General features: G+C 67.6%; 25 protein-coding genes, 1 tRNA gene and 1 pseudogene. 8 read left to right on the plus strand and 19 right to left on the minus strand.

Annotated features, from left to right (window positions below; genetic code table 11):
* From QZ607_RS23015 to QZ607_RS23030, 4 genes and pseudogenes are all read right to left on the minus strand, one after another.
* Positions 1-1,098, minus strand: a 1,098-nt coding sequence (locus tag QZ607_RS23015; RefSeq protein ID WP_295887816.1) for a PriCT-2 domain-containing protein, incomplete at its 3' end; no start/stop codon positions are given.
* Between the two features lie 255 nt (positions 1,099-1,353).
* Positions 1,354-1,545, minus strand: a pseudogene (locus tag QZ607_RS23020) (AlpA family phage regulatory protein); the annotation flags it as partial.
* Between the two features lie 112 nt (positions 1,546-1,657).
* Positions 1,658-2,155, minus strand: coding sequence for a hypothetical protein (locus QZ607_RS23025; protein WP_295887818.1), 498 nt, complete (start codon positions 2,153-2,155; stop codon positions 1,658-1,660).
* 244 nt (positions 2,156-2,399) lie between these two features.
* Complete coding sequence (locus QZ607_RS23030) at positions 2,400-3,671, minus strand: site-specific integrase (RefSeq protein ID WP_295887821.1); 1,272 nt, start codon at positions 3,669-3,671, stop codon at positions 2,400-2,402.
* A gap of 679 nt (positions 3,672-4,350) precedes the next feature.
* Between QZ607_RS23030 and QZ607_RS23035 the strand changes: the two genes are divergently transcribed.
* Positions 4,351-5,901: an ATP-binding protein gene (locus tag QZ607_RS23035; protein ID WP_295887824.1), complete on the plus strand. Its 1,551-nt coding sequence runs from the start codon at positions 4,351-4,353 to the stop codon at positions 5,899-5,901.
* A gap of 157 nt (positions 5,902-6,058) precedes the next feature.
* Here QZ607_RS23035 and QZ607_RS23040 read toward each other — a convergent pair whose 3' ends face one another.
* Positions 6,059-6,259 (minus strand): hypothetical protein, encoded by a 201-nt coding sequence (locus QZ607_RS23040; protein ID WP_295887826.1) that lies wholly within the window; start codon positions 6,257-6,259, stop codon positions 6,059-6,061.
* Between the two features lie 473 nt (positions 6,260-6,732).
* Between QZ607_RS23040 and QZ607_RS23045 the strand changes: the two genes are divergently transcribed.
* The gene (locus QZ607_RS23045) at positions 6,733-6,912 is read left to right on the plus strand and encodes a hypothetical protein (protein ID WP_295887829.1); all 180 of its coding nucleotides are present in this window, start codon (positions 6,733-6,735) and stop codon (positions 6,910-6,912) included.
* 100 nt (positions 6,913-7,012) lie between these two features.
* Here the strand turns inward: QZ607_RS23045 and QZ607_RS23050 are convergent, their stop codons facing one another.
* Positions 7,013-9,628, minus strand: coding sequence for a bifunctional diguanylate cyclase/phosphodiesterase (locus QZ607_RS23050; RefSeq protein WP_295887832.1), 2,616 nt, complete (start codon positions 9,626-9,628; stop codon positions 7,013-7,015).
* 495 nt (positions 9,629-10,123) lie between these two features.
* Between QZ607_RS23050 and dnaE the strand changes: the two genes are divergently transcribed.
* Positions 10,124-13,768 carry a DNA polymerase III subunit alpha gene (gene dnaE, locus QZ607_RS23055; RefSeq protein WP_295887835.1) on the plus strand — a complete coding sequence of 1,215 codons (3,645 nt, stop codon included), beginning with the start codon at positions 10,124-10,126 and terminating at the stop codon, positions 13,766-13,768.
* Between the two features lie 40 nt (positions 13,769-13,808).
* On the opposite strand, the gene QZ607_RS23060 is transcribed toward dnaE, so the two are convergent.
* From QZ607_RS23060 to QZ607_RS23070, 3 genes are read right to left on the minus strand one after another with little or no spacing between them, the layout of a single operon-like run.
* Positions 13,809-14,027 (minus strand): hypothetical protein, encoded by a 219-nt coding sequence (locus tag QZ607_RS23060; RefSeq protein WP_295887838.1) that lies wholly within the window; start codon positions 14,025-14,027, stop codon positions 13,809-13,811.
* Between the two features lie 52 nt (positions 14,028-14,079).
* Positions 14,080-14,319, minus strand: coding sequence for a hypothetical protein (locus tag QZ607_RS23065; RefSeq protein WP_295887841.1), 240 nt, complete (start codon positions 14,317-14,319; stop codon positions 14,080-14,082).
* Between the two features lie 13 nt (positions 14,320-14,332).
* Positions 14,333-14,749 (minus strand): AAA family ATPase, encoded by a 417-nt coding sequence (locus QZ607_RS23070; RefSeq protein ID WP_295887844.1) that lies wholly within the window; start codon positions 14,747-14,749, stop codon positions 14,333-14,335.
* Between the two features lie 326 nt (positions 14,750-15,075).
* Here QZ607_RS23070 and QZ607_RS23075 point away from each other — a divergent pair, with 326 nt between their 5' ends.
* Positions 15,076-15,708 (plus strand): glutathione S-transferase family protein, encoded by a 633-nt coding sequence (locus tag QZ607_RS23075; protein ID WP_295887847.1) that lies wholly within the window; start codon positions 15,076-15,078, stop codon positions 15,706-15,708.
* A 196-nt stretch (positions 15,709-15,904) separates the two neighbouring features.
* Here QZ607_RS23075 and QZ607_RS23080 read toward each other — a convergent pair whose 3' ends face one another.
* Together QZ607_RS23080 and QZ607_RS23085 are read right to left on the minus strand one after the other, a co-directional pair.
* Positions 15,905-16,351 (minus strand): MOSC domain-containing protein, encoded by a 447-nt coding sequence (locus QZ607_RS23080; protein WP_295887850.1) that lies wholly within the window; start codon positions 16,349-16,351, stop codon positions 15,905-15,907.
* Positions 16,352-16,455: 104 nt separating this feature from the next.
* Positions 16,456-17,622, minus strand: a complete 1,167-nt coding sequence (locus QZ607_RS23085) for an alkaline phosphatase family protein (RefSeq protein WP_295887853.1) — start codon at positions 17,620-17,622, stop codon at positions 16,456-16,458.
* 205 nt (positions 17,623-17,827) lie between these two features.
* Here QZ607_RS23085 and QZ607_RS23090 point away from each other — a divergent pair, with 205 nt between their 5' ends.
* Complete coding sequence (locus tag QZ607_RS23090) at positions 17,828-18,478, plus strand: response regulator (protein ID WP_295887857.1); 651 nt, start codon at positions 17,828-17,830, stop codon at positions 18,476-18,478.
* Between the two features lie 211 nt (positions 18,479-18,689).
* A complete protein-coding gene (locus QZ607_RS23095) occupies positions 18,690-19,283 on the plus strand; it encodes a uracil-DNA glycosylase (RefSeq protein ID WP_295887882.1) in 594 nt (197 codons plus the stop codon).
* Positions 19,284-19,439: 156 nt separating this feature from the next.
* Here QZ607_RS23095 and QZ607_RS23100 read toward each other — a convergent pair whose 3' ends face one another.
* Positions 19,440-21,032: a porin gene (locus QZ607_RS23100; RefSeq protein ID WP_295887860.1), complete on the minus strand. Its 1,593-nt coding sequence runs from the start codon at positions 21,030-21,032 to the stop codon at positions 19,440-19,442.
* Positions 21,033-21,495: 463 nt separating this feature from the next.
* On the opposite strand from QZ607_RS23100, the gene QZ607_RS23105 reads away from it, so the two are divergent.
* Both QZ607_RS23105 and QZ607_RS23110 read left to right on the plus strand, forming a co-directional pair.
* Positions 21,496-21,753, plus strand: a complete 258-nt coding sequence (locus QZ607_RS23105; protein WP_295887863.1) for a type II toxin-antitoxin system RelE/ParE family toxin — start codon at positions 21,496-21,498, stop codon at positions 21,751-21,753.
* Positions 21,737-22,096 carry a helix-turn-helix transcriptional regulator gene (locus QZ607_RS23110; RefSeq protein ID WP_295887865.1) on the plus strand — a complete coding sequence of 120 codons (360 nt, stop codon included), beginning with the start codon at positions 21,737-21,739 and terminating at the stop codon, positions 22,094-22,096. Before QZ607_RS23105 ends, QZ607_RS23110 begins: the two co-directional genes overlap by 17 nt.
* 449 nt (positions 22,097-22,545) lie before the next feature.
* On the opposite strand, the gene QZ607_RS23115 is transcribed toward QZ607_RS23110, so the two are convergent.
* The 7 genes from QZ607_RS23115 to QZ607_RS23140 all read right to left on the minus strand — a co-directional run bounded on the left by QZ607_RS23115 (position 22,546) and on the right by QZ607_RS23140 (position 25,396).
* Positions 22,546-22,956 carry a type II toxin-antitoxin system VapC family toxin gene (locus QZ607_RS23115; RefSeq protein WP_295887867.1) on the minus strand — a complete coding sequence of 137 codons (411 nt, stop codon included), beginning with the start codon at positions 22,954-22,956 and terminating at the stop codon, positions 22,546-22,548.
* Positions 22,937-23,206, minus strand: a complete 270-nt coding sequence (locus tag QZ607_RS23120) for an AbrB/MazE/SpoVT family DNA-binding domain-containing protein (RefSeq protein ID WP_295887869.1) — start codon at positions 23,204-23,206, stop codon at positions 22,937-22,939. The genes QZ607_RS23115 and QZ607_RS23120 overlap by 20 nt, the downstream gene beginning before the upstream one ends.
* A 218-nt stretch (positions 23,207-23,424) precedes the next feature.
* Positions 23,425-23,498: transfer RNA gene (locus QZ607_RS23125), tRNA-Gln, on the minus strand.
* Between the two features lie 269 nt (positions 23,499-23,767).
* Positions 23,768-23,926 (minus strand): four helix bundle protein, encoded by a 159-nt coding sequence (locus QZ607_RS26000; RefSeq protein ID WP_367268246.1) that lies wholly within the window; start codon positions 23,924-23,926, stop codon positions 23,768-23,770.
* A gap of 35 nt (positions 23,927-23,961) precedes the next feature.
* Positions 23,962-24,351 carry a 30S ribosomal protein S9 gene (rpsI, locus tag QZ607_RS23130; RefSeq protein ID WP_295887873.1) on the minus strand — a complete coding sequence of 130 codons (390 nt, stop codon included), beginning with the start codon at positions 24,349-24,351 and terminating at the stop codon, positions 23,962-23,964.
* A gap of 109 nt (positions 24,352-24,460) precedes the next feature.
* Positions 24,461-24,889, minus strand: a complete 429-nt coding sequence (gene rplM / locus QZ607_RS23135; protein WP_295887875.1) for a 50S ribosomal protein L13 — start codon at positions 24,887-24,889, stop codon at positions 24,461-24,463.
* A 180-nt stretch (positions 24,890-25,069) separates the two neighbouring features.
* Positions 25,070-25,396: a ferredoxin gene (locus QZ607_RS23140; protein WP_295887879.1), complete on the minus strand. Its 327-nt coding sequence runs from the start codon at positions 25,394-25,396 to the stop codon at positions 25,070-25,072.
* Positions 25,397-25,842 lie beyond the last annotated feature (446 nt).

Consider the following 25,842-nt stretch of genomic DNA (forward strand, 5'->3'; position numbering starts at 1 on the left):
TTTTGCGACAACAACATTCCTCAACGCCCCGCCCGACGGCGCCGTTGCTGGGGAGGCTCGGTCATGCTTCAGGGCTGCCAGTTCGATGGATTGCTTGACGGCGCCGGGGTTGCGCAGCAGGGAAAGGTCGTTGAAGTCGGTCGCCCCCTGCGGTCGCCCCGCCCCAAAGTCCGGCACCGCCAGCAAGCCGCCGACATTCCGCGCGGCCTCGGCAGCATGGTGGTCGGGTTCGCCGGTGTCCTTGATTAGGTCAGCCAGGATGATGAGCCGGGCGGACGGGTGTCGTTCACGAATCATCCGCGCGACGGTTGGGAGATTGCCTGACGTAAGGGCCGCAACAGCCGGGTGTCCGGTTGCTTCCTTGGCGCTCAGGCAGGTCGCTACGCCCTCGCCGATCAGCATGGTTGCCCCCGTCCCGGCGCCGGCCGGCAAGGCATCAGATGCCCAATAGCCGCCCTTCTTGGCGCCGCCGGCCAAAGCGTGCTTGCGTCCGTCGCCGTCGATCAGCTCGCAGGTTGACAGTTCATCGCCCGCTTTGATCGGAACAACCAGCAGCCGCCCGGTCAGGGGCTCGTCGCGGGACTTCGGGGAGTAGCCCAAGATCGCTGCCGCTGCATCCGCCGCAATCTCCCGTAGGGTCGGGACCGGGGCAACCTTTTTGCGCTCCAGGTAGCCGTTGCCGGCTGGATCGGTTGCGGCAGCCCAGATTGCCGCCGCCTTGTTTGCCGCTTCAGCGCGCCCGCGCTCCATCTCAGCTTGCTCGCGAACCTGCCGCTCATGGGCCGACCTCTGCCGTTCAGCCATCTCCTCGGGGGTCTGTTGATGTCGGATTCCATTGTCGCGCCAGCCGTGGGCCTTGGCCTCGTGGAGCAAGGTGCCGACAGTGACGCCACCGACGGGCCTGATCGACTTCCAAACGGCGCGGGCATCAGCGGCGCGGTAGGACTCGGACCGCTGGGACCAGGTATCCCAGATGCTATGCCCGTCTTCCCCCAGTTCGGCCTTGACGGCCATGCCCATGCGCAGCCAGACCTCGCGGTCGTCGGGCGGGACGTGGGACAGAGCCTCGCTGATGCGATGCGGGTCGGCGGTCGTCATGACTGCGCCTCCTGCCGTCGCGGTAGAATAAGCCGTCGGTTGCTTGCCGATGCCATATCCGCGCACGCTCCCGATGTGCCGTCGGGGCGGGCGTAGTCCTTCGCGCTCATGGTTCGCGCTCCCTCACTCGCCGTCCAGGATCGGAACCGCCTGGGGCAATCCGAGCTTGGGCCTTCGGGTGCGCCGCTCGGTCGGTGCCGGCTCGGGTTCGGGTGCCGCGGGCGGTGTCCAATCGCGCTCGGCCGTGCGGGCCGCGACCCACTGGTCAATCTCTGCCGCGATCCAGCCGACCGCACGGGGGCCGATCCTGATCGGCCGCGGAAAAGTCGGATCGTAGTCGCCGGGCCGCTTGGGGTTGCGCTTCAGGCGGGCGTAGATCGCGGATCGGGACAGCCCGGTTCGGGCCTCGACCTCGGGTCGTCGGATGATGGTTGGGTGTGCGGTCATGTGCGTAGCTCTGTACCAATCACCGGAACATGCCGGCATGGCTACGCACAGTAGGCGGGGACTCCGCGGGTTGCAGTCTACCTAGACCGACCGCCGGTCTAGCTGTACCGGCTCACGTATCATCGAGGCGCTTGCGCGCTTCCGCGAACTTGGCCTTCAGGGTCGATTCGGCGATGCCGGGCTTGTTGGGATAGTTGTGGAGCAAGGCTTCAATGATGGCCGCTTGCGACTTGAAGACGGATTGATCCTTGCCGGCAGGGGTCTTGCCGAGCATCAGCTCCACCAGGCCGCCGATGATGTTCAGGTAGGTGGTCTCGGCTCGGTCGCCGAGACATTGGTTGTCGTCTCTTGCGGGCTTCTTTCTGGCGCTCGTGCTATCGGCCAGATCGGCCAACTCCGAAGGTATCTCCCATTCGACACCGAGCGCCCATGTTGCGAACAGCGCGAGACCGAGCATCGGCCGGTCACAATCCAGATCGAAGAGTGCATCTGACGAATTCGCCTTGATGATCTCAAGTCGCTTGAAAAACTCGGTTGCCTTTTGCGGATCACCAATCCAGCCCAAGAACCCCTGTCTCCCGCGCCTTGCCGCCTGGGGGTTCGTCTTCAAGGAGTTGGGGTCTGTCCCGAGCGACAGCGCCGCAGCCTGCCATTGCTCAACGCAAGGGATCAGCCGCCAATATGACCAGTCAACAGCGGGTCGTGATTCCACCAGCGCCCCCTATCAGCGCCGCCCTCTTGGAAGGTGCCGCACCAGCCGGGGAAGGGTGCCCCGGCGTTCGGCCTCGGTGATCAGCCTTGGCCTAGGTGCGGCATGACGATGTTACGCCGACCGAAGATGTTGCGCCCTGACCCTACCCGACGGCCTGTTCCGGGTGCAGGTCCACCACGTTCTGGCTTGCGCCACGGATGCACCAGTCGGCCCATTCCTGCATCAGCTTCCGCCGCTTCTGGAACAGATCGCCTCTGGCATAGGCGGCCTCGGTCTTGTCGCCGATGACATGTGCCAAGGCGGCTTCTGCGACGTTTGGCGGGAAGGTAGCGACCTCGCCGGCCCAGTCTCGGAAGCTCGACCGGAAGCCGTGCGGTACAGCATCGCCGCGGTCGCCGCCGACGCCGTAGCCGAGCCCCCGCATGCACTGCAACAGCGCCATGTTCGACAGCGGCTTGCCATACCGGGCGCCAGGGAAGCAATGAGGATTGCCCTCGACCCTCGGCAGGGCCTCTAGGAGGCTCAAGGCGCGGCCGGACAGCGGAACCCTATGCTCTCGCCGTGCCTTCATCCGCTGCGGCGGGATGGTCCATACAGCCGCCTCTGCGTCGATCTCCGACCACTGCGCGCCCAAGACCTCGGACGTGCGGCAGGCGGTCAAGATCAGGAACTCAAGCGCCAACGCCGAGGCGCTATCCAGCTCCCGCAGCTCGACCATGAAGGCTGGGACCGCGCGGTAGTCCATCGCCGGCTGATGACGGGTGGTGCCGCCGTTGCGCGCCTTCTTCACCTTCGTCGGCGCCGGCAGGAGCTTGTCGAGATGCCCCCGCCATCGGCACGGGTTGCCGGCGTCTCGCCACTTCATGGCGGCGGCGAAGTCGAGCACATTCTCGACGCGGCTCTGAACGCGCTTCGCGGTTTCGGTCTTGCTGGTCCATACCGGCTTGAGGATGGTCAATACGTCCTCGGTGCTGATCTGGTCAACTGGCTTCGAGCCGACCACGGGGCGCGCGTAGGTCTTCAGGGTCGCGACCCACTGCCGAGCGTGCTTGGCATTGCTCCACTCGTGGCGCTTGCTGCGGATGTATCTCGCCGCGGCCTGGGTGAACGTCGGCTTGCTCGCCTCGGTCTGCACCTTGGCCTCTGCCGCCGCTTCCTGCTGCCGTCGATGCTCCAGCGGGTCGAAGCCATCCTCCCGCAGCTTGCGGGCCTCTGCGGCCTTCTCGCGGGCCTCTGCGAGCGAGACATCAGGGTATCCGCCTAACCCCATCTCGACCTGCTTCCGGGCTCGCGAGTAGCGGAATATCCATGTCCGGGCGCTACCGCGCGGGTAGACCCACAACCCCCCGCCATCGCCCAAGGGCTTCTTGGCCGCGCGGATTTGCCTGTCGGTCAACTTGTGGATATGCGCCATGTTTCCGGGCCTCTGTCTTTTTGTGGGTACGGGGTCGGTCTACCCACAAAGTATAGCCGGCTTCCCTCGGAATGTCGCGGAACACAGAAGACCAGGATTTTAATTAAAACATGTGCTTGTGAAACTTCTAAGAACCCATCGGAACCCCTATTAGCGGACTCTCTCTCCGCCAATCACCCTGCGACCGAGCCCCAACCCCGGTTACAGCCCCGACCCCCCGCACGGCCTCAGCCGGTAGAGCCCCGGCAGGAACGCCCCATAGGCGGCGGAACACGCCTGCGCTTTGCGGTGTTGGGCGCATACGGCCTGCGCAGCTTTCGCATCCCCCCCCGCAACGCCACCGCTGCGTCGCAGGCGTCCTGATCCGTGCGCAAGACTGGCTTGCCGCGCACCTCGGCATCCGGAAATGGCATGCTGAGGCTCTGCCTCAGGACACGGCGGAGCTGGTCCGGCAGCAGAGGCAGGCGTCGCAGATGCGCACCGCAGCACCGCCGGACGCTGCGCCCGCGGCTTGAACGCGGCCGTCGGCTGGGCAGTTGGAGGCGGGGCCGCATGCCTGCCGTCGCCCGGCCTACCCGGCTTATGGGTGCCGATTCGGGTCCGTCGGCTGGTATAGGCCCCCAGACCTCGTGATCGCGCGCTAGACTCCGACCGTTGACCCTTCGAGCCGGAGACAGGCATGCCCGCGCGCAAGAAGCTCCCCATCGGCATCCAGACCTTCCGCGAGATCCGCGAGGGCGGCTACTACTACGTCGACAAGACCGGCTTTGCGCTGCAGCTCGTCGATGAAGGCAAGTACTACTTCCTCTCGCGACCGCGGCGCTTCGGCAAGTCGCTGTTCCTGGATACCCTGGCCGAGCTGTTCTCGGGCAGCGAGCCCCTGTTCGAGGGGCTCGAAGCGCAGGAACGGTGGGACTGGTCGCGGCGATATCCGGTACTGCGACTGAGCCTCGGCGGCGGGGTGGTGCAGAGCCGCGGGGAGCTCGGCAAGAGGATCGGCGAGCTGTTGGCCGACAACGAGCAGCACATCGGCGTCGCCACGGACGCGCCGACGCCGGCTGGGCGCTTCCGGCAGTTGATCCGCCGCGCCCATGCGCACCACGGCGAGCGTGTCGTCGTGCTGGTGGACGAGTACGACAAGCCGATCCTCGACAACCTCACCCGCCCCGAGTCTGCCCGCGCGATCCGTGACGGGCTGCGCGATCTCTATTCCGTCATCAAGGACAGCGATGCGCACATTCGCTTTGCATTCCTGACCGGCGTGTCCAAGTTCAGCAAGGTCAGCCTGTTCTCGGGGCTCAACAACCTCAAGGACATCACCGTGGATGCGCGCTATTCCGCCATCTGCGGCTACACCGAGGCGGATCTCGACCAGGTCTTCGGCCCAGAGCTCGATGGATTGGATCGTGCGCAGATCCGCGATTGGTACAACGGCTATAACTGGACCGGGGAGGCGGTGTACAACCCCTTCGATGCGCTGCTGCTGTTCGACGCCCGCCAGTTCCGGCCCTGGTGGTTCGAGACGGCGACGCCGACCTTCCTGGTGGACCTGCTTATCGAGCGCGAGGTGTTCGTGCCGGACCTGGGCCGGACGATTGCGAGCGAGGCGCTGCTGTCGACTTTCGACGTGGACCACATCGCCACCGAGGCGCTGCTGTTCCAGACCGGCTATCTCACCGTCGATGCGGTGCGCCAGCTCGGCGCACTGATCGAGTACCGGCTGCGCTGGCCGAACCTGGAGGTGCAGGCGAGCCTCACCGGGGCGCTGCTGGACCGCATCGCGCCCACGACGCACCGGCCCGGCACCCGCGTGAGCCGACTCTACGAGCTGTTGCTCGCCAATGACTTCGCGGGCCTCCAGCGGTTTTTCACCGCGCTCTACGACGGCATCCCGACGGATTGGTACCGCAACAACAAGATCGGCCGTTACGAGGGTTACTATGCCAGCGTATTCTACGCCGTCTTTGCGGCCCTGGGCCTGGACCCGACCCCGGAGGAGGCGAGCAACGCAGGAAGGCTGGACCTGGCGCTGCGCTTCAACGGCCAAGTCTATCTGTTCGAGCTCAAGGTCGTCGAGCTGGCCCCGGAAGGGCGCGCGCTGCAACAGCTCAAGGACAAAGACTACGCCGCGCGCTACCGCGGCGAGGACCGGCCAATCCACCTGATCGGCGTGGAATTCAGCCGCGAGCAACGGACGGTGGTCGGGTTTGAGGTGGAATCCACGGCTTGATGGCGCGCCGGCGCGGACGCTGCCGCCACCAGCGCACAAGGCAGGTCCAGGGCGGAGAGTGTGCTGCTGCCGCGCTCGGAGCGCACGCCCGCGCCCCGGACGGCACGCAGGCTGCGATCTGAGCGGGCACTGACCAGCCGAGCGTCTCGGCCACCGCTCAGCTCGCCGCGGGCTCGGCGTCGACGTCGGTCTCCTTCTTGCTCAGCAGCTTGCCGATGCCCCAGTAGGCGCCGGCGCCGAGCAGGGCGCCGCCCGCGAGGGACAGGCTGACGGGATGTGCCAGAGCGAACGCCTTGGCGGCGGCGCCGACAGCGGCAAGCGAGCCGGGCGAGGTGGTTGCAACGGCTTGGGTTGGCATCGTCTTGGTCCTCCGAGCTTATAAGAAAACCGGCGTTGCGGCTGTGAAGAGTCCAGGCGCGCGCACCCGCGTCCGCCGGCCATTGCGTGGCTTCAGCGCACGCGCGCGGGCGCCAGCGTGACGAAACTTGCGGCCCCGGGCAAGCACTGCGCAGTGCCGCTGGCCCGCCCGCCTTGGTAAAGGCAACGGATGCTTTGCGCGATGCCGCTTCCGGGTTGTTGCACTCAATCGTCGGCGGCAGCGCCCGTGTCGGCGTGGCGCTTGTGCTCCCAGAGCCGCCGGCGGCGGAACCGCTCCAGCTCGGCATCGGCGTCCATCGCAGCCTTGAAGCACGGCTCTGGGACGCGCGGCCGTCGTCACACTGTGCTATACCCCCGCAAGCAGCGCGGCAGCGGCCACCGGACGTCCCCACCCCCGGCCGAGCCCGGCTCCGCCGGCCGCGCAGGTGCCCACGCAAACCTCGGAGCAGATCCATGCGCATCATCGACGCGGAAGAGCAGGTGTTGGCCGATCTCAAGGAGGAGGGCCGGGTGGTCTCGGAGCGGAGCTATCCCGGCTTCACCGTCATCGCCGTGCGTCATCCCACCCTCGGCAAGCTGGTGCTGGTGCGGGGGGCGGATGGGCGCGGTGCGATGGTGGAGACGGAGGAGTAGCCGGCGCCCTACCGCCCCAGTGCCGTCGCCCCAGTGCCGTCGCCCCGGTTCCGTAGCCCCGGTCCCGTCGCCCCGGTCCCGTCGCCCCAGTCCCGCAGCCTCAGTGCAGGCGAGAGTCGGTGCGATGGATGGCGTCCGGCGTCGTCCCGGTATGGCAGAGTGCGGCCCAATCGGACAAGGCGGCTGCCGGCATGGCGGCGGCCAAATAGTCGCCCTGGCCATAGGCGCAGCCGAGGCGCTGAAAGCACCGCAGCTGCTCGCGGCTCTCGATGCCTTTGGCCACCACCAGGCAGCTGAACTGGGCGCCCAGCGCAAGGCCGGCCTGCACCAGACTCTGTGCCCGGCCCTGGTGTGCCACGCCGGCGGCCAGCGCGGTGTCGAGCTTGATGTTGTCGAAGGCGAGGTCGGCCAGGGTCGCGAGCGGCGTCCGGCCGTCGCCGAAGCCGTCCAGGCAGAGCATCAGGCCCTGCCCCAGCAGGCGTGCGCGCCAGGCGCGCAGCTCCGGCGTCTCCGCCGCGAGGGCTGCCTCCGGCACCTCGAAGCGCAGCGCCGACGGGTCAATGCCGTTGCCGTCCAGGGCGGCGCGGGTCTCCGTCAGCAGATGCTCGTCGCCCAGCTGCTCGGCACTCAGGTTGATACTGAGGAACTGGCCGCAGTACCAGCTGCCCTGCTGCTGCCAGGCGCGCAGCTGCGCGCAGGCGAGCCGCACCACCCGATAGCCCAGGGCGCGGATCAGGCCGCCCGCCGCGGCCACGGGCACGAAGCGCGCCGCCGGCAGCAGGCCGCGGCTTGGATGCCGCCAGCGCAGCAGCGCCTCGAAGCCGATGGCGCGGCCCGACTCCAGGGCCACCACGGGCTGGTAGTGCAGGAGCAGCTGGTCCTGCCGCAGTGCCGCGACCAGCTCGGCGCGCAGGCGCTCCTCGGCACGTCGGCTGCGGCGCATGGCAGACGCGAAGCGCACGGCCGTGTGTCCGCCGCGGCGCCGGGCCGCCTCCAGCGCGAGCCCGGCATCGGCGATGACATCGTCCAGCTGCGCATAGCCCGCGTGCAGGGTCACGATGCCGATGCTGGCCCGCAGCGACAGCAGCCGGGCGCCGCACTGCCGCGGCTCTGCCAGCTTGGCGAGAATGCTGCCGGCACGGCCCTCGGCCGTGCAGGGGTCAGCGCCCGGGCGCAGCAGCAGCATGAGCTCATCGCTGCCGAAGCGCCCGGCGGCCTCGCCCGGCTCCAGCAGACCCTGCAGGTCGCGACCCACCTGGCGCAGCACCAGGTCGCCGCCGGCGTGCCCGCAGCGCTGGTTGATGCGCTCGAAGCGCTCCAGATCCAACAGCAGCAGCTGGCGTCGGGCGCGGGGCCGGCGTGCGGCGGCGGTCAGCGCCGCGGTAATCTGCTCGCCCAGCCAGCGGCGGTTGTAGAGCCCGGTCACCGGGTCCTGGTAGGCCGCCTCCCAGAGCGCCTGTCGGTCCTGCAGGTGGGCGGCGCGGAAGCGGAGCGTGAGTGCGACGAGCCAGCACAGCGACTCCACCAGGTTGCCCACCGGGAAGGCCACGGCGAAGACACCCGGCAGCTCGGCGCCGTCGGCCACGACAGAGGCCGCCTGCAGCCCGCCGCCCACCATGGAGGCAGCGAGCCCCAGCGCGAGCCAGCGCAGCGCCGGGTCCGGCCGGCGCAGCCGGCGCAGCAGCAGCCAGAGCAGCAGGGATGCCAGCAGGGCCACGATCACGGAGCCCACCCAGTAGCCCCAGGTGGTCCAGGCGGAGGCGACGAAGGCCGCGGACGCAAGCACCACACCGCCCGCGATGCCGAGCACCAACGGCCGGCGCGGGGCGAGGAAGGTCAGCACCACACCGACAACGCCCGGCACCACCAGGGCGACGGCGATGGCCTGCATCAGCCGGGCGTATTCCGGCGGCGGCCAGAAGGGCAGCCAGGCCGGTCCCAGGCCCAGGGCCTGGAGCTGGTACAGCTGCAGGGCCGCCAGGTAGAGCACATAGGCCACTGCCAGGGCATTGCGCTGCCAGACGACGAAGCCGATGCCCACCGCCAGCAGCACACTGAGCAGGCCCGTATAGCCGCCGAGCAGGGTCCAGTGCCAGGCGGCCTCGGCACGGAACGCGGATGCCGGCTGGTACCGCATCCAGGGGCGGATGGATTTGGCGTCGGTGACGATGGCCGCCGGCGGCGTCTCTCCCAGCTCGGCGGGGATGCGCGCGTTGGCGAGCGGGCTCCACGCCGCCCGACTGCTGAACGGCAGCAGCCGCCCTGCGGCGCCGGCATGGATGCAGCCGTCCGCACCCTGGGCGAGCACCAGCAGGCGCTCGACGATGGGGTCCCGGGAGTGGACGATGCCGGGCTCCGCCTGCGTCGCACCGGCGAGGCTGGGGAACAGGAAGGCACGGCTCGGCACCGCCGGCGGCGGCCTCGGAATCTGTACCTTGGGGCAGTGCGTCGGCTGGGTGGCGGCGAGCTGGCGGTAATGGTCGAGCCAGGCAGCCGCGGGTGCCGCCACTGCGCCCGGCGCGTGGCCCTGGGCCGCCTGACCCGTGAGCAGCAGGCCGCACCAGAGCAGCAGGGTCAGGGCGGTGGCCGATCCTCGTGGCGGATGGCCTGACCTGTCGGGGATACGGTGTCGCCGCGGCTGCTGCGGCCGGCACCGGATGACCCGTATGTCCTGGACAGGCGTCGGGCGCGCCGTGGCTCTTGTCTTGCTGTGCATCTGGGCCTGCCGGCGGCTTTGCGGCAGGCCCGGTGGATGCGGGCGCTGCCGGTGCGGCACTCTCGTGCGGCCGTCTCTGCCGACCCGGGCTGCGCACCACCGCGCCCAAGTTGGAACTGCCCTGCCTGCGGCCGCATTGTCGGCCGGCGGCGACGGTCGTCCGGTATTGGTGGGCGTCTTGCCCCGCCCGCTCCAGAGGACGCGTCCTGTTGGCTCCAGCGGGGCACGGCACTCAAGCTGCCGGGGACATGGATCGGCGGCGCTCTCGCGATGGGCGGCGCTGAGTGACCGTGGCTGCGCCGTGTTCCCGCAATTGGTCGCAGCATAACGCCCGTGTGTCTGAAGAAATATGACATTCTTCATGCGCGCGGGGCGTGCGCGGGGTCTTGGCGGCGCTTTCGCCCTGCTGCCCGCCGTCGGACCCCGCGGGACGCCCGCCGGCGACGCGTTAGAATCAACCGCCGCCGTCCCCCCCTGCCAGCGCCCCGCGACCTCATGGAAGCCAGCTTCGTCCACCTGCACCTGCATTCCGAGTACTCGTTGAGCGACGGCCTGGTGCGCGTCAAGCCGCTGGTGAAGGCGGCCGCCGCCGCCGGCATGCCCGCCGTCGCCGTCACCGACCAGACCAACCTGTTCTGCCTGGTGCGCTTCTACAAGGCGGCGCTGGGGGCGGGTGTGAAGCCCATCGCCGGCACGGAAGTGGCCGTGCACGACCCGGACAACCCGGACAAGCCGCACCGGCTGGTGCTGCTGGTGCAGGACCTCGTGGGCTACAAAAACCTCACCCGGCTCATCTCCCGCGCCTATCAGGAGGGCCAGCACCAGGGCGTCGCGCAGGTGCAGCGGGACTGGGTGCTGGCGGCCAATCAGGGGCTCATCGCGCTCTCGGGTGGCGTCGGCGGCGACCTGGGTCGGGCGCTGGTGGGCGGGCACCGGGCGGAGGCCGAGCAGCGCCTGGACGCCTGGCTCGGCGCCTTCGGCGACCGCTGGTACCTGGAGCTGACCCGCACCGGGCGCGAGGGTGAGGCCGAGTGCATCGAGGCCGGCGTGGACCTGGCCATCGCCAAGGGCGTGCCCGTGGTGGCCACCAACGACGTGGCCTTCCTCAAGGCCGAGGACTTCGATGCACACGAGGTGCGCACCTGCATCCACGGCGGCTGGACGCTGGCGGACAAGCGCCGCCCGCGCCGTCATGCCCCGGAGCAGTATCTGCGCACGCCGAAGGAGATGGCGCTCTTGTTCTCGGACCTGCCGGAGGCGTTGGAGAACACGGTGGAGGTCGCCAAGCGCTGCAACCTGGAGCTTGAGCTCGGCAAGAACTACCTGCCCGCCTGGCCGGTGCCCGCGGGCATGACCATCGATGAGCTCTTCGCGGAGGAGTCCCGCAAGGGTCTGGAGTGGCGCCTTGACCGCACCTTCGACCGCCAAGCGCCGGACTTCGCCGAGCGCCGGAAACCCTACGACGAGCGCCTGCAGACGGAGCTTACCGTCATCTGCCAGATGGGCTTCCCGGGGTACTTTCTGATCGTCGCGGACTTCATCCAGTGGGCCAAGGATCACGGCATCCCTGTGGGGCCGGGGCGCGGCTCGGGTGCGGGCTCGCTGGTGGCCTATGCGCTCAAGATCACGGACCTGGACCCGCTGGAGCACGAGCTGCTCTTCGAGCGCTTTCTGAACCCCGAGCGCGTGTCCATGCCGGACTTCGACGTGGACTTCTGCATGGAGGGCCGCGACCGCGTCATCGACTATGTGGCGCAGAAGTACGGCCGCCATGCGGTCTCGCAGATCATCACCTTCGGCACCATGGCGGCCAAGGCGGTGGTGCGGGACGTGGGCCGGGTGCTGGGCCATCCCTACGGCTTCGTGGACAAGGTCGCCAAGATGGTGCCCTTCGAGCTCGGCATGACACTGGACAAGGCCCTGGAGGAGAGCGAGGACCTGGCCGCTGCCTACAAGGACGACGAGGCGGTGACCGCCATCATCGACATGGCCCGCAAGCTGGAGGGCGTCGCCCGCAACGCCGGCAAGCACGCCGGCGGCGTGGTCATCGCCCCCGGCGAGCTGACCGACTTCGCGCCGCTCTACTGCGAGCCGGGCGGCGATAACCTGGTCACGCAATACGACAAGGACGATGTGGAGCAGGCGGGCCTGGTGAAGTTCGACTTCCTGGGCCTGCGCACGCTCACCATCATCGACTGGGCGCTCGATACCATCAACGCCGGGCGCAGACAGGCCGGCGAGGACCCGCTGGACATCAACCTCATCGACCCGCACGACGCGCAGGCCTTCGCGCTGCTCCAGCGCTGCGAGACCACGGCCGTGTTCCAGCTGGAATCCCGCGGCATGAAGGAGCTGATCAAGAAGCTCAAGCCCGATTCCTTCGAGGACATGACAGCGCTGGTGGCGCTGTTCCGCCCGGGGCCCTTGCAGTCCGGCATGGTGGACGACTTCTGCGACCGCAAGCACGGTCGCGCCGATGTCGCCTATCCGCACCCGAAGCTGGAGCCGATCCTCAAGCCCACCTACGGCGTCATTCTGTATCAGGAGCAGGTGATGCAGATCGCCCAGGTGCTGGCGGGCTACAGCCTGGGCGGCGCGGACCTGCTGCGCCGCGCCATGGGCAAGAAGAAGGTCGAGGAGATGGACAAGCAGCGCGCCATCTTCGAGAAAGGCGCGGTGGAGCGGGGTGTCGCGGCCGAGACGGCCACCTACATCTTCGACCTGATGGAGAAGTTCGCGGGCTACGGCTTCAACAAGTCCCACTCCGCCGCCTATGCGCTGGTGTCCTACCAGACGCTCTGGCTCAAAGCCCACTATCCCGCCGCCTTCATGGCCGCCGTGCTGTCGGCGGACATGGACAACACCGACAAGGTGGTGCTGCTCATCGACGAGTGCCGCCGCATGGGCCTGGAGGTGGAGCCGCCGAAGGTGAACCGCTCCGAGTACCGCTTCACCATCGATGGCCCGGGCACCGTGGTCTATGGCCTGGGTGCCATCAAGGGCGTCGGCGAGTCGGCCATCGCGTCCATCCTGGAGGCGCGCAGCAGCGGCGGGCCCTTCAAGGACCTCTGGGACCTGTGCCGGCGCGTGGACCTGCACAAGGTGAACAAGCGGGTGTTCGAGGCCCTGATCCGCGCCGGGGCGCTGGACGGGCTCGGCACCGCGGACGAGGCCGCCGTGCGCAAAGGCGGGGGCCGCGCCACGCTGATGAGCCTGCTGCCGGCGGCCATCCAGCTCGCCGAGCAGCACCACGAGCAGCAGGCCTCGGGTCAGGCGGACCTCTTCGGTGCCCTGCTGGAGGACCCGGCGGCGGCCGTGGAGCCGGACCCGCAGCTCGCCGCCCAGACCTGGCCGGACTGGGACGAGGACGAGCGCCTGCTGGGCGAGAAGGATACGCTCGGGCTCTATCTCACCGGCCATCCGGTGAACCGCTTCGATGCCGAGCTCAACGTGCTGGTGGCCCAGCGCATCGGCGATCTGCTCGCCGCCAACCAGGCCCTGGCGGACCCGACGGTGACGCAGTTCCGCGGCGGCGACCGCGACCTGCGCACCGTCGCCGGGCTGGTGCACCAGCTCCAGGTGCGCAAGGGCGCCCGCGGGCGCATGGCCTCGCTGACGCTCGACGACCGCACCGGGCGCATCGAGGTCACCTGCTTCAACGACGTCTTCGAGGAGGCCCGGGAGCTGCTGCAGCCGGACGCCATTCTGGTCATCAGCGGCAACCTGCGCCCGGACGAGTACACCGGCGGCATCGGCCTCATCGCCCGCAGCGTGCAGACCCTGGAGCAGGCCCGCGCCGCCCGCGCCGAATACCTGTCACTGACCCTGGACCTCTCCGACCCGGCGGCGCACGCCGCAGGCCATGCGCGCGTCCAGGAGCTGCACCAGCTGCTGCAGCCCTACAGCGGCGAGGGGACGCGACTGCGGCTGCACTACCGGCGCCCGGGCTGCGAGGGCCGCCTGCGCTTCGGCGACAACTGGCGGGTGCAGCCGGACGACGCCCTGCTGAAGCGCCTGGCGCAGCTGCTCGGCGACGACGCCGTGCAGGTCATCTACGAGCGTGAGCGGGCGGTGACCGCCCCGCCGCCGCCGGTGGCTGCGGCAGCCGTCGGGCGGCCGCAGTTGTCGGTGGTGCGGTAAGGCTCCAGCCTGTCGATGTTCGATCATTCCCCGCCGCAGTTCAGTCTGTCTCGCGATGGCTCCTTTCAGCGGATCTGACAAGCTGCACGTACTTCTGGAAATCATCGTCTCGACGGATGAACCTATCCCGGCGGACCCGAATGGGAGTGGTCACGTTGATCTGCGTTTCAGGTGTCAGCCACAGCGCCAATCGCCGCAGTAGGAGCGGTACGGCTGAAACTTCGCCGTCTCCTTCCACGATGGTGGTGATGGTCAGCATGCCGAATACGGATCGCACCGTGTCTAAGGATTCGTGCCCGGGCTGCGGCACGTCAGTCCGCGAATAAATGTATTTGTTTTCTTTCCTGTGATGCCAACGCCTCGGAATCCGGCTCCAACTGATTCAGACGCAACAACTCACCGGCAGTGAATAAATGATTCTGCAGGGCTTGCCGTGATCCTCGATCAGCGGGTGCGATGCGTGTCTCACCACGCTCGGCAACGACTGCCAGCAGCGCCTCGACGGGGAGCTCGGGGTCGTCAAGCAGCTCTGGACTGTGGCTCGTGATCAAGACATGGCGTTGTTCAGCTGCGCGCTTCAGCGCCTCCTTGAGTGCAGCGAAAGCGCCGGGATGCAGGGCTGTCTGCTGGAAAACTCTCCTCGCTGGTCTCTGTGACCTTTCCTCTCGTCAAATGAAATGACGGGCCCGCGCCCGATTTGTCGCCCAGCACACAGCGTTCGCTCTGTACTTCGTAATCGCCTCCGCGCACCGCACCTACACGGAAGGCATAGAATCCTCGTTGGCCATTCTCGGGCAGCTGGAACTCCAAACGGATACCGAAGTGCGTGGGATGACCTCCGGAGCGCCGCCGTACTTCGTTGAGGCCACCACGCTCGCTCAGCGCATGATCGAGGGATCCGGTGAGTGCATCCCGCACGAGATGCAGGGCGTCAACGAAATTGCTCTTGCCGGAACCGTTAGGCCCCAGCAGGTAGGTCATTGGTCCCAGCTGGACATCGCAGGCGGCTATGCTCTTGTAGTTCCGCAGGATGACACGGGTCAGGAGAACAGGGCTGAGCATGAAGAGAGGGCTTGTGTGGACTGGCGCAGCGGTGGATGCGGTTGAGGATGAGCCGTTCGAAGGACACGCCGATTATTGGCCATCCTGGCCGGAATCGGCACGGAAAGGGGAAGCGCAGTTTCCACTTTCCTGCATTTTCAGTGTCTTAGCGGCAGTGAAATTGTCCGGGCAGCGTGCCGGGCGGGAAATGCCGGATACTTGGGCGTTTCCCCAGGGTGGGACATAATGCTTGATACACGACAGCCTTGAAAAGTGAAATCATGCGCCTCTACGACTTCGAATTCTCCGGCAACTGCTGGAAGGTGCGCCTGCTGCTCGACATGCTCGGGCTGGAGTACGAGCGCGTGCCGGTTGACAGCAGCCGCGGCGAGACCCAGCAGGCCGCCTTCAAGGCGGTGAGTGGGCGCGGGCAGATCCCCGTGCTGGAGGACGGCGACGTGCGGCTCTGGGACTCCCAAGCCATCCTGTTCTACCTGGCGCGGCGCTATGGCCGGGCGGGCTCGGGCGCGCCCCAGGCCGGCGCCTGGCTGCCGGAAGATGCCGTCGGCGAGGCGCAGGTGCTGCAATGGCTGGCATTGTCCGAGAACGAGCTGCTGTACGGCCTTGCCCGGGCCCGGGCTGCGCTCAAGTTCGGCCGGCCCTTCGATGTGGGCGCCTGCCAGCGGGAGGGGAGGGCCGGGCTCGATGTGCTGGAGGCACGCCTCGCCGGGCACGACTGGCTGGTGGGCGAGCGTGTCACCATCGCCGATCTCGCGTGTTACACCTATGTGGCCCTGGCGCACGAGGCCGATGTGGCGCTGGACGACCATCCAGCGGTGCGCGCCTGGCTCGGGCGCATTGCCGCACTGCCGGGCTATCGGGCGATGCAGGGGCTGTAACGTTCACCCCAGCCGCCACGCTGAGGCGCTGTCGCGCAACGAACGCGACGACGCCATGTCAAGGCACCGGCCGCTTGCAGCGCTTCGGCCCGGGACCGGACTCAGAACCCCAAGCGCCCGGCCGGCGTGCAACTGACCGGGGCCGCCGGCTTTCCAGCCCTTCCATCTCGTTGCGCCGTTGCGTGACGGAACGTCGTCAAAGTCGTATCCGTCGCGCTGAGTCGCGTAACCTCTGAGAAGGCACCAGCTTCACCTCATCACCGACCCGGATCACCCCACCCTCGACGACCTTCAGACACAGGCCGGCGTGCCTGCCGAGCGCCTTGGCGGTGCCGCGGCCGGCGACCTGGTCCAGGTAGCCGCAGGGTGGGCGCACGCGATGCCAGCTGAACAGGGCCTCGCCGATGCGAACCTGCCGTTCGCGCAGCTGCGCGCCGGCGAGGCCGGAGATCACCAGGTTGCGCCGGTGGCGGCCGTCGGTAACCGCGACCCCGGACCGGCGCGCCGCCCGGGCCAAGTGCTCGGCGTGAATCATGGTCACCTGGCAGCCGTCGGTGGTGCGCCACCAGCCGGTGCCCGCGGCGTAGCGGTCGCCGTCGAGGCCGCGGCCGGCGCATGCCGTGGCCACTTCGACCGCGCGCATGGGGGTGCCGGCGGCATCCGCGAGCAGAATGGCCTCGAGCCGCCCCGTACGCGCTCCGCCGCGGAGCCGTCGCAGCCAGCCTGAGAGCAGATCGGTCCTGTCCATCAGGTCCGCGCCACGCACAGTGGCACGTACAACTCGTCCTCGCTCAGACCGCCGTGCACGCCGATTTGCTGGAATTCGCCCTCTGTCGGCAGCCGCTCGCGGATCAGATGGCGACCGCGGGCGATGAGGGTATAGTCGCCGATGCGCTCGGCGAGCCTCGGATGCGGTGTGCCGGGGCCGAACAGCCCGGCGTCCAGCAGGTCCCGGCTCGGGTACAGGTCGAAGCGCTCGCCGAGGCTGCTGCGGCAGTAATCCACGAAGGTGTCCACCCGACCCGGGCGCAGATAGCAGAACGCCGCCCGCGGCTCCCCGCACAGGGGCAGCGCCAGGCAGTCGGCGAGGACGGGGTGGTCCTCCAGGCGCACCAGGTCCCCCGGGCGGGCATCCAGGTGGCCGTGGTCCGCGGTCACCAGCACGGCGCTGTCGGTGCCGGCGATGGTGCGCAGGAAGTCCTGATAGTGACGGTCGATGTTCTGGAAATGGGCCAGCGCCCGGTCGCTCTCCATGCCGTGCTCATGCCCGATGCCGTCGAGCCCGGGCCAGTACAGGTAGAAGAAGCCGGGCGCGCGGGCGCGGCGGATGGCACGGGCCGCGCGCCGGAACATTTGCCGGAGATCCTTGTAGGGCAGGAGCCGCGCGCCGCCCAGATGCGCCAGATTGAAGTCCGAGCGGGCGATCCAGCGCGGCGACACCGCCACCGAGGGCGTGGCCACGCGGGTGAAGACGGATCTGTGCTCCAGCAGCCGGGCCAGGTCCACGCCCGCCGCCGCATAGCCGACACCGCCGTAGCGCGGCGTGCCCGGCAGTACCGACATGACGCAGCCGAGCTCCCGGAACCAGGTGAACCAGCCGGTGAGGCCGTGCTGCTGCGGGGCGTCGCCGGTGAGGAAGGTGGTGACGGCGGAGGCCGTGGTCGGCGGGAACACCGAGGTCAGCTCGGCCGTGCAGTCTGCCGCCAGCCGGGAGCCGGCACCGTGGCGGGCGAGCCAGCGGCTGCCGAGGCCGTCCAGCACGATGAGCACCAGGTGGCGGGCATCTTCGAGCGCCGCGGCGGGCAGCCGGTGCAGCTCGGGTTGATCGGCGTGGCCGCCGCGGGCGTTGATCAGCGTCGCCATCAGGTTGACAATGCCGGCGCCCTGGTAGTCGGGTTTGTGCGTGAGCGTCATCATCGGCTGAAAGCATACCGCAGGGCGGTATGATGTCGTGGGTCGCGCGGGCGGCGGCGATTGTCGGGTCGGGCAAGCAAAGACGGCGCAAGCCCAGCAAATTAAGGCCTTTATGGATCGGCCGATGGGCTAAGGTTGCCCGTCCAAAACAACGAGATCGCGGGCATGCGCGCCGGATGTGCACGCTGCACGTCGGGGAGCCTCCATGATCAGAGTCATGATCGTCGACGACCATCAGCTGGTGCGGGCGGGCCTGCGCTCCATTATCGAAACGCCGGGGGATCTGGCCGTCGTCGGGGAGGCCGACAGCGGCGAGCAGGCGGTCAGCCTGGCCCAGGAGGGTCTCGACGCGGATGTCGTGCTCATGGATCTCAACATGCCGGGCGGTATGGGCGGCATCGAGGCCACCCGTCGGCTCTGCCGCCTGCTGCCCAAGGCGCGCATCGTGGCGCTGTCGGCGCTGAGTGACGAGCCGCTGCCCACGCAGGTGCACGATGCCGGCGCCATCGGCTATCTCACCAAGGGCTGTCCGGCCCGGGAACTCCTGGACGCCATCCGTGCCGTGCAGCGGGGGCTGCCCTATGTGGATGCAAGGCTGGCGCAGAAGCGCATGGTGGCCGGCTGGCGCGGCACCAAGGAGACGCCCTTCGCCGACCTGTCGGCGCGCGAGATGCAGGTGACGCTGATGATCCTCGACGGCCGGCGCAACCATGAGATCGCCGAGTGCCTGTCGCTGAGCCAGAAGACGGTCAGCACCTACCGCCAGCGCATCTTCGAGAAGCTGCATCTCAGCACCGACGTGGAGCTGACCCGGCTCGCCTACCGCCATGGCCTGATCCAGGAGGTGGCCCAGTGAGGTATGACCCAGTGAGATATGACCCAGTGAGGTATGACCCAGTGAGGTATGACCCAGTGAGGTGTGGCCCAGTGAGGTGTGGCCCAGTGAGGTGTGGCGGGGCGAGCGGTCGCGTGGTGCCGATGCGACAGCGCGTGACGTGACGGCGGCGTATGCCGTGACCTTCGACCCCGGCTGCACCCGCTGCCCCCGGCTCGCGCAGCATCTCGCCATGGTGCGACAAGCGCACCCCGACTATCACGCTGCCCCGGTGCCGCCCTTCGGCGACGCCGCGGCACCGCTCCTGATCGTCGGGCTTGCACCCGGCATGCACGGCGCCAACCGCACCGGTCGTCCCTTCACCGGGGACTACGCCGGCATCCTGCTGTATCGCACGCTCCACGCCCACGGCTTCGGCAGCCAGCCGGAGGCCACCGCCGCCGACGACGGGCTGGTGCTGCAAGGCTGCCGCATCACCAACGCCGTCAAGTGCCTGCCGCCGGAGAACAAGCCCGCCACGGAGGAGGTACGCACCTGCAACGGCTACCTCGCCGCGGAGCTCCAAGGCCTGCCGGCCGCCGCCGTGGTGCTGGCCCTGGGGCAGGTGGCGCACAACGCCGTGCTGCGCGCGCTGGAGCTGCGCCAGTCCGCCTGGCGCTTTGGCCACGGCGCTGAGCATGCGCTGCCCAACGGCATGACGCTGGTGGATTCCTACCACTGCAGCCGCTACAACACCCAGACCGGGCGGCTTACCGAGGCCATGTTCCAGGCCGTGGTGGGGCGCTGCCGCGCGCTGGTGGACGCAGACGCCGAGCCGCAGCACTGACCCAAAGCCGTACCCTTGGAGGCGCGCTGCAACGACGGGCCGGTGGCCGCAGCGCCTCGCCCGCCGGCTCCAGCTGAAACCGTCAGGCACAAAAAACGGGGCCCGAAGGCCCCGTTCATCGACCCGGTCCGTCGGGTCAGGTCGCAATGGCGCTGATCAGAACTTGTGCAGCAGGCCGAGGGAGAAGCCGCTCCACTCGAGCTCGCCGTTCGGCAGGCCATTGCTGTCGTCGCTGACGTCGACATACAGTGCGTAGGCCTTGGTGCGCTTGCTGAAGTTGTGGTCGAAGCCGATCGCCCAGGTTTCGCGGTCGCCGCCCAAGTCGTCCGTGATGTTGTTGATGCTCAGCGTATCGCGCGTTCTGCTGAAAGGCTTGTCAGCATCACGATCGACGGCCCCGTACATGGCCTTGACCATGTTGTTACCGAAGGAATACCCGGCTTGCACCTGCCACAAACGCTGTTCCTCGGCACCCCCAGTCAGGCTGTCGAACGTCACGTTGCCGTCCGGATCGACAAATCCGACCATCTGGCGCGTCTGACCGTCGGGCAGATCGTCCTGCTGCTCGTAGATCGCCGTCAGCGTAAAGCCGTTCCAGTCCAGCAGGCCGAGGCCGAGACGCCACTTGGCATAGTCGTTGTCGACGTAACCGCAGGTCAGGGTCGGGGTGCCATCGGCTCCGATGCACTGCTCCTTGCCGGCCAGCGAAGTCTCGCTGTCCATGAACATCTCGTTGCTGATGGACTCGTAAGCCGCTGAACCGTGGAACGGACCGTTCCTGTAAATGAGGGCCAACGAGTAGGCGCCGTTCAGCTGGTCGGAGTTGATGTTCACGCCTTCGCCGTCGGTGCCGCCGCCCGGAGCGACCAAGGCGCCGGCGAAGGAGAAGCCGGCGAAGCTCGGCGAGATGTAGGCAATGGCGTTGTCCACGCGCAGGTCATCGAATCCGACCGTGCCGTTGTAGTCCGCCATGGTGTCGCTGAACATGTCCAGCTTGCCGGTGGAAATCTTGAGCGGCGTGTCGTGACGGCCGACCAGGAGGGTACCGAAGTCACCGGCGATGCCGGCGAAGGTGTTGCGGTAGCTGATGCCGTTGCTGCCGCTGGTGATGTCGTCATCGCCCAGGTTCAGGCCAAGCTCGATCTGGTAGATGGCTTTGAGGCCGTTGCCCAGATCCTCGGAGCCCTTGACGCCAAGGCGGCTGGCGCGCCCGGAGCCCGGGATTTCGCTGCCTTCGCTGGCGACACCCCAGCCGGTGAAGTCCTGGCCGTCGTTGTTGATGATGGGGTTGCCCGCGCCGTCGGTGCGGATGAGGGTCACCATCTCGCCGTCAGGTCCGGGGACGATCATTGTGGTGCTGCTGGAGGTGAAACCTTCGATAAGCGTGCCGTCCTGGACCTCTGCAACGGTCCCATCCGCCAGAGGCACATAGACCGTGCCCCCCGTGCTGTTGACCCAAGCCGGTACGTCTTCGGCCTGTGCGAGGAATCCGGGAGTGTTCGGACCAGCATTGGCCGCGGCCGCGGCCTGGGTCGCGTAGATGTTGGTCGCTGTGGAGGTTTCGGTCGCCGGGCCGATGCCGGTGACGTTGAAGTACTCAACCTCGTCGTAGGTGGGCGCAATGGAATTCGTCACATCGGCATAGTCGATGGACACATGTACTCTGCCGTACAGGACGGCTTCGGCCATGGCAGCGGTCGGCGCGGCGACGGCCGCGGCGACTGCCAGGCTGAGGAGCTTCTTGTTCATGCTGCTCTCCGCTGTTGTGAAAAACACGAAAGACCGCGCAAGTTGACGCAATCATGTCTTGCGCTCCGAATACTAGATCAGGATGCGACACTTGGCAACAGGTTTTTTTGAAAAAAGCTACACACGGAGGGTGCTGTTGCGTAATTGTGACAACGGCGCGTTGGGGAGGGCTGAAAATGCGCTCTGGTCTGCTGCGCGCAGTAGGGCTGAGGGCGGAGGGCTGAGGGGCGGGTGCTTGGCTTGCGGTTGTGGTGCGGCGGGAGCCGGGGAGTGCGGGTGCTGATGGCCGAGGTGGGGCGAGCGGTGCCGAAGACACGCGCGGCCGACGGCAGGATCGACTTACGGTCGGCGAGCTGCCCCTGAACGGGACGAGCAGTATGGCCCCGAGTCGGTGTGCGCTTCCTCAGCCCTCAGCCCTCAGCCCTCAGCCCTCTCCCATGTTATATTGTGTTATGTTTTCGGCATGATGCAGGTGGAATGGCAACCGAAGGCGCTCAAGCAGCTCAAGAAGCTTGGAGACCGCGGGTTGCAGTCGCGCATCTTGAGAGCCGCTGCCGGGCTGTCGGCCTTCCCTGACGTGCCCGGCGTCAGGCAGCTCACCGACCATCGGCTCGGCTATCGCCTGCGCGTCGGTGACTATCGGGTCTTCTTCGACGTGGGGCACGCGGTGCGCATCGTGAGTATCGAAGCAGTCAAGAAACGTGATGAACGAACCTACTGACTATCAGCCTGCCGACTACCAGACCGTCGTCCGCGACGGGCAGCCGGTCTATGTGCTGGTCCCCATCGAAGACTGGGAGCGGGTGCGCCCGCTGCTGGAGCGCGAACGGCGTGGCCCCGGCATTCCGCAGGCGGTGGTGGAGGCGCATGTGCTGCACGACGTGCCCTTGCTGCGCGCCTGGCGGGAACATCTTGGGATGACGCAGCAGCAGGTCGCGGAGGCGGCGGGCATGCAACAGTCGGCGCTGGCGCGCCTGGAATCCGGCGCCAACCAGCCACGCAGGGCGACCCTCCAGCGGCTCGCGAAGGCGATGGGGCTGGCCGTTGAGCAGCTCGTCGAATGATTGGGATTGAGGGGCGAGCAGCTGGGGGTGAGGGGCGAGCAGCGAGGAGGCTGGATGCCTCTAAGTTGTCGAAATTCAGTGTGCATCTGTACGACGGATAAGCAAAGCGCATCCGCCACCCCCGACTCCTCATGGCTCCCCTATGCTTGCCCGCCCCGAGGTGCTCCCTGCGTCAGTTGCCTTTGAACCCTTCCCGACGAGATCGAGAGCCTCTCGATCCTCAGCCCTCAGCCCCTCGCCGTCCACTCGGTTCACGCCCGACGGGAATTCCTCAATGTCGGGCTTCGGTCGTTCGACGCTGAGCCTGCCGCGGTGGCCACAGAATGCTCGCGAAGCGCCGTGTGCGTGCAGTTGGACCATCTGCGCCGGTGAGCGGGTCTTGCGGTTCTTCACCGCGATCAGGCCCAGGTGCAACGTGCTGGACCATCAACAAAGCGCCGGCCGCACCGTCATGTTCCGTCCAGAACCTCCGCGATCGTGAAGATCTCGATGGGGCAGGCGCCGTGGCCGCGCTTGCGGGAGCGTTGATCGAAGGTGACGAGCTTGCCTGCCCCGACACTGCTGCTCAGATGCAGTGCATCGGCGAAATCCAGACCCTGCTCACAACAGCGCAGCGCCATCTCCACAGCGTTGCGGTCCTCGCAACGCACCCGGGGCAGCCCAAGCAGGCCGCGCAGCGCCCCTGCGATGCGCCCGGTGTCCAGCGCGTAAAGGCTGCGCAGCACCCACTCGGTCTCCAGCAGCACGGTCTTTGCAACAAAGATGTCGTTCGCGCTGAACAGGGCCTTGGCCTCGGCGGCCTGCTCCGGATCATCCCAGGTCAAGAGCCGGACCAAGACATTAGTATCGACCGCGATCATGGCGCCGGCGCAGCTCCGCTCGAATGGCGGCGTCCATCTCATCGTCTGTTCGCGCCGGACCTGCAGCATCGCGAAGGCAGCCGGCCACGGTTTCCAGGCTGCTCGGCTCCGAGTACGTGCGAGGGCGCAACAGCACGCCGTTCGGCCCATCCTCGATCAGCAGCTCGGTACCGGGCGCCCAGCCGTGGGCATCCCGGATCGCCTTCGGCAGCACGACTTGGCCCTTGGACGACAATCGTGTGGTCTCCATTGGCGCTCTCGGTAAGATCTCAGTAAGACAAGAGCCTGGCGCGCTCAGCCCACAGTGTCGAGTGCTGATGCGCGAGCGATTCGGCGTAAGCCGATGCGCGCTGGGGGGCTGAGCGGGAAGATTGCCGAAGCGTTGGTACTCGGATCACGCTCAAGCCTGCACGAAAAAACGCCCACCCGGACTCGGTCCGGGCGGGCGCTGTTGCTCGCGGAAGCAAATGGCTGGGGGACTAGGATTCGAACCTAGGTTAACGGAGTCAGAGTCCGCTGTCCTGCCGCTAGACGATCCCCCAAGAAGAGAGGGCGGAGGTGGCGCTGCCTGTGACGCTCTCTAAGCTTGTGCTGGGCTTGTGCTGGGCTTGTGCTGGGCTTGTGCTGGAAGCTGCGGATCCGGCCGCGGATCATTCTCGCAACTTGTCGTGCCTGATCCAACAAAGCTCCTGGCTCTGTTGCGCTCAATCAGGCCTGCTTCGATGCCGATCATGAGCTGGGTCCAACACTCTGCACCAGATCCCTTTGCCGTGTAGAGACACCTGCCCCTGTCCTTCTGGGTGTCGCGCTCCTAACCTTCGGCGATGTTGGATGCGACTGATGGGGCGGAACCTGTGACCTGAGCGCGGTATGCATAATACCGACACTGGTCTGTCAAGGCGTAAACCTCCGCAGACAAACGGCACGGCCGCTTCCATGCATCCAGTTTCAGCAGCGCGTCGAAAGCCAAGTACGAAGACGCCCTTCAGCCCTGCGAGAAGCGCATCAGCGCTTCGAGTATTGCGGCCGTTTGCGTGCCTTGTGCAGACCGACCTTCTTGCGCTCCACCTCGCGGGCGTCGCGGGTGAGGAAGCCGGCGCGGCGCAGGGGGGCACGGAGGTTTTCGTCGTAGTCCACCAGGGCGCGGGCGATGCCGTGGCGGATGGCGCCGGCCTGTCCTGAGGCGCCCCCGCCCTTGACGGTGGCGCGCACATCAACGCGGTCTGCGAGCTCCACGGCTTCGAGTGCCTGGCGGACCACCATGCGGGCGGTTTCGCGGCCGAAGAAATGGTCCAGGTCGTGATCGTTGACGGTGATGCTGCCGCTGCCGAGGCTCAGGAAGACCCGGGCTGCGGCGTTCTTGCGACGACCGGTGGCGTAGTGAAAGTCCGGCATGTGTCAGGTGTCCGTGGTGTTTTGTCGTTGGCCGGTTGTGCAGGCAACTCGTGCTGGGCGACTCGTGCTGGGCACGACTCGTGCCCGAAGCGATGCTGCGCCGTTGGGCTCAGACCTCAAGCGGCTGCGGCTGCTGGGCCTGGTGGCGGTGATCCGGGCCGGCGTAGACCTTAAGCTTCTTGAACATGGCGCGGCCCAGCGGATTGTGCGGCAGCATGCCCTTGACGGCTGCCTCAAGCACGCGCTCCGGATGCTCGTCCAGCATCTGCTGAAGGGAGCGGGACCTGAGGTGCCCGATGTAGCCGGTGTGGCGGTAGTACATCTTGTCCTGGCGCTTGTTGCCGGTGACACGCACCTTCTCGGCGTTGACCACCACAAGGTAGTCGCCGGTGTCCACGTGCGGGGTGTACTGCGGCTTGTGCTTGCCGCGCAGACGACGGGCGATTTCGGTTGCCAGGCGCCCCAGGGTCTTGCCCTCGGCGTCGATCAGATACCAGGCCCGCCGCACTTCTGCCGGCTTTGCGCTCGCTGTGCTCATGTCCGTCCCGCAGGTCAGCTTGGATCACGAAATGGTCAGGCTTGCGCGGAGACCTGCGCAAGCCCGAGAAAGCCGCGTACTATACCCGAGCGGTCAGAGTCCGTGCAAGTGCGCCGACCTTGTATGCGCCGAAGAGTTGGCATCGGTCGCATGCGCGCGCGATGCACAGTGTGGCGCGCCTCACCCGGGCAGCCGCAGCCGCTCCACGGGCTCGCCGCCGATGAGGTGGCTTTGCAGGATTTCCTCCAGGTCCTCGCTGTCCACGTAGGTATACCAGGTGCCCTCAGGGTAGACGACGGCCACCGGGCCCTCGCTGCAGCGGTCCAGACAGCCGGCGTTGTTGACGCGCACGCCGCCCGCGCCCGTGAGGCCGAGCTCTTTGGTGCGCTGCTTGAGGTAGTCTCGGGACGCCTGCGCGCCGCATTGCTCGCAGCTCTGGCTGCCGTCCGCGCGCAGGTTGGTGCAAAAGAAGACGTGGTACTTGTAGTAGGGTGCGGGTGTGGACATGCGCTGGCGCTCCGTCTCGGCTGATCATTAAGATGGCGTGCACAATGGCGCGGTAGGTGGCGTCCGGGGGCGGGAGAGCCAAGCTCCGCGCGCCGTCTTCAGCGCAGCGCGGGCGCCTGAGTCCCATTGGTCTCTGCCCGGCTCGCCTCCGCCTGCCGTGCCGCGGCAAGCGCCGCCGGCCTGTTGAGCGCGGCGCAGCGGCTTGCCGATGCGGGTGTAGGCCTGCGATACGGTGCTGCTGTGCAAGTGGATGCGCCGTCCGGGGTCGCCGAGTGAAACTCGGCGGCCCCAGAAGCCGAGTGAAACTCGGCGGTCCCAGGGGGCCGAGTGAAACTCGGCGGTCCCAGGAGCCGAGTGAAACTCGGCGGTCGTACGCCCGTGAGGGCGCACTGTCAGCACGGTGTAAGTCCGTGTCCGGGTATGCCAAGGCCCGGTAGCCAAAGGTA

It is taken from the genome of uncultured Thiohalocapsa sp. (assembly GCF_913063425.1).
Taxonomy (GTDB): domain Bacteria; phylum Pseudomonadota; class Gammaproteobacteria; order Chromatiales; family Chromatiaceae; genus Thiohalocapsa.

Excerpts from the sequence above, each read along its gene's own strand:
- QZ607_RS23030 (WP_295887821.1), bottom strand. The coding sequence starts at position 3,671 with ATGGCGCATATCCACAAGTTGACCGACAGGCAAATCCGCGCGGCCAAG.
- QZ607_RS23035 (WP_295887824.1), top strand. The coding sequence starts at position 4,351 with ATGCCCGCGCGCAAGAAGCTCCCCATCGGCATCCAGACCTTCCGCGAG.
- QZ607_RS23040 (WP_295887826.1), bottom strand. The coding sequence starts at position 6,259 with ATGCCAACCCAAGCCGTTGCAACCACCTCGCCCGGCTCGCTTGCCGCT.
- QZ607_RS23045 (WP_295887829.1), top strand. The coding sequence starts at position 6,733 with ATGCGCATCATCGACGCGGAAGAGCAGGTGTTGGCCGATCTCAAGGAG.
- QZ607_RS23050 (WP_295887832.1), bottom strand. The coding sequence starts at position 9,628 with ATGCACAGCAAGACAAGAGCCACGGCGCGCCCGACGCCTGTCCAGGAC.
- dnaE (WP_295887835.1), top strand. The coding sequence starts at position 10,124 with ATGGAAGCCAGCTTCGTCCACCTGCACCTGCATTCCGAGTACTCGTTG.
- QZ607_RS23060 (WP_295887838.1), bottom strand. The coding sequence starts at position 14,027 with ATGCTGACCATCACCACCATCGTGGAAGGAGACGGCGAAGTTTCAGCC.
- QZ607_RS23070 (WP_295887844.1), bottom strand. The coding sequence starts at position 14,749 with ATGACCTACCTGCTGGGGCCTAACGGTTCCGGCAAGAGCAATTTCGTT.
- QZ607_RS23080 (WP_295887850.1), bottom strand. The coding sequence starts at position 16,351 with ATGCGCGCGGTCGAAGTGGCCACGGCATGCGCCGGCCGCGGCCTCGAC.
- QZ607_RS23085 (WP_295887853.1), bottom strand. The coding sequence starts at position 17,622 with ATGACGCTCACGCACAAACCCGACTACCAGGGCGCCGGCATTGTCAAC.
- QZ607_RS23090 (WP_295887857.1), top strand. The coding sequence starts at position 17,828 with ATGATCAGAGTCATGATCGTCGACGACCATCAGCTGGTGCGGGCGGGC.
- QZ607_RS23095 (WP_295887882.1), top strand. The coding sequence starts at position 18,690 with ATGGTGCGACAAGCGCACCCCGACTATCACGCTGCCCCGGTGCCGCCC.
- QZ607_RS23100 (WP_295887860.1), bottom strand. The coding sequence starts at position 21,032 with ATGAACAAGAAGCTCCTCAGCCTGGCAGTCGCCGCGGCCGTCGCCGCG.
- QZ607_RS23105 (WP_295887863.1), top strand. The coding sequence starts at position 21,496 with ATGATGCAGGTGGAATGGCAACCGAAGGCGCTCAAGCAGCTCAAGAAG.
- QZ607_RS23110 (WP_295887865.1), top strand. The coding sequence starts at position 21,737 with ATGAACGAACCTACTGACTATCAGCCTGCCGACTACCAGACCGTCGTC.
- QZ607_RS23115 (WP_295887867.1), bottom strand. The coding sequence starts at position 22,956 with ATGATCGCGGTCGATACTAATGTCTTGGTCCGGCTCTTGACCTGGGAT.
- QZ607_RS23120 (WP_295887869.1), bottom strand. The coding sequence starts at position 23,206 with ATGGAGACCACACGATTGTCGTCCAAGGGCCAAGTCGTGCTGCCGAAG.
- rpsI (WP_295887873.1), bottom strand. The coding sequence starts at position 24,351 with ATGCCGGACTTTCACTACGCCACCGGTCGTCGCAAGAACGCCGCAGCC.
- rplM (WP_295887875.1), bottom strand. The coding sequence starts at position 24,889 with ATGAGCACAGCGAGCGCAAAGCCGGCAGAAGTGCGGCGGGCCTGGTAT.
- QZ607_RS23140 (WP_295887879.1), bottom strand. The coding sequence starts at position 25,396 with ATGTCCACACCCGCACCCTACTACAAGTACCACGTCTTCTTTTGCACC.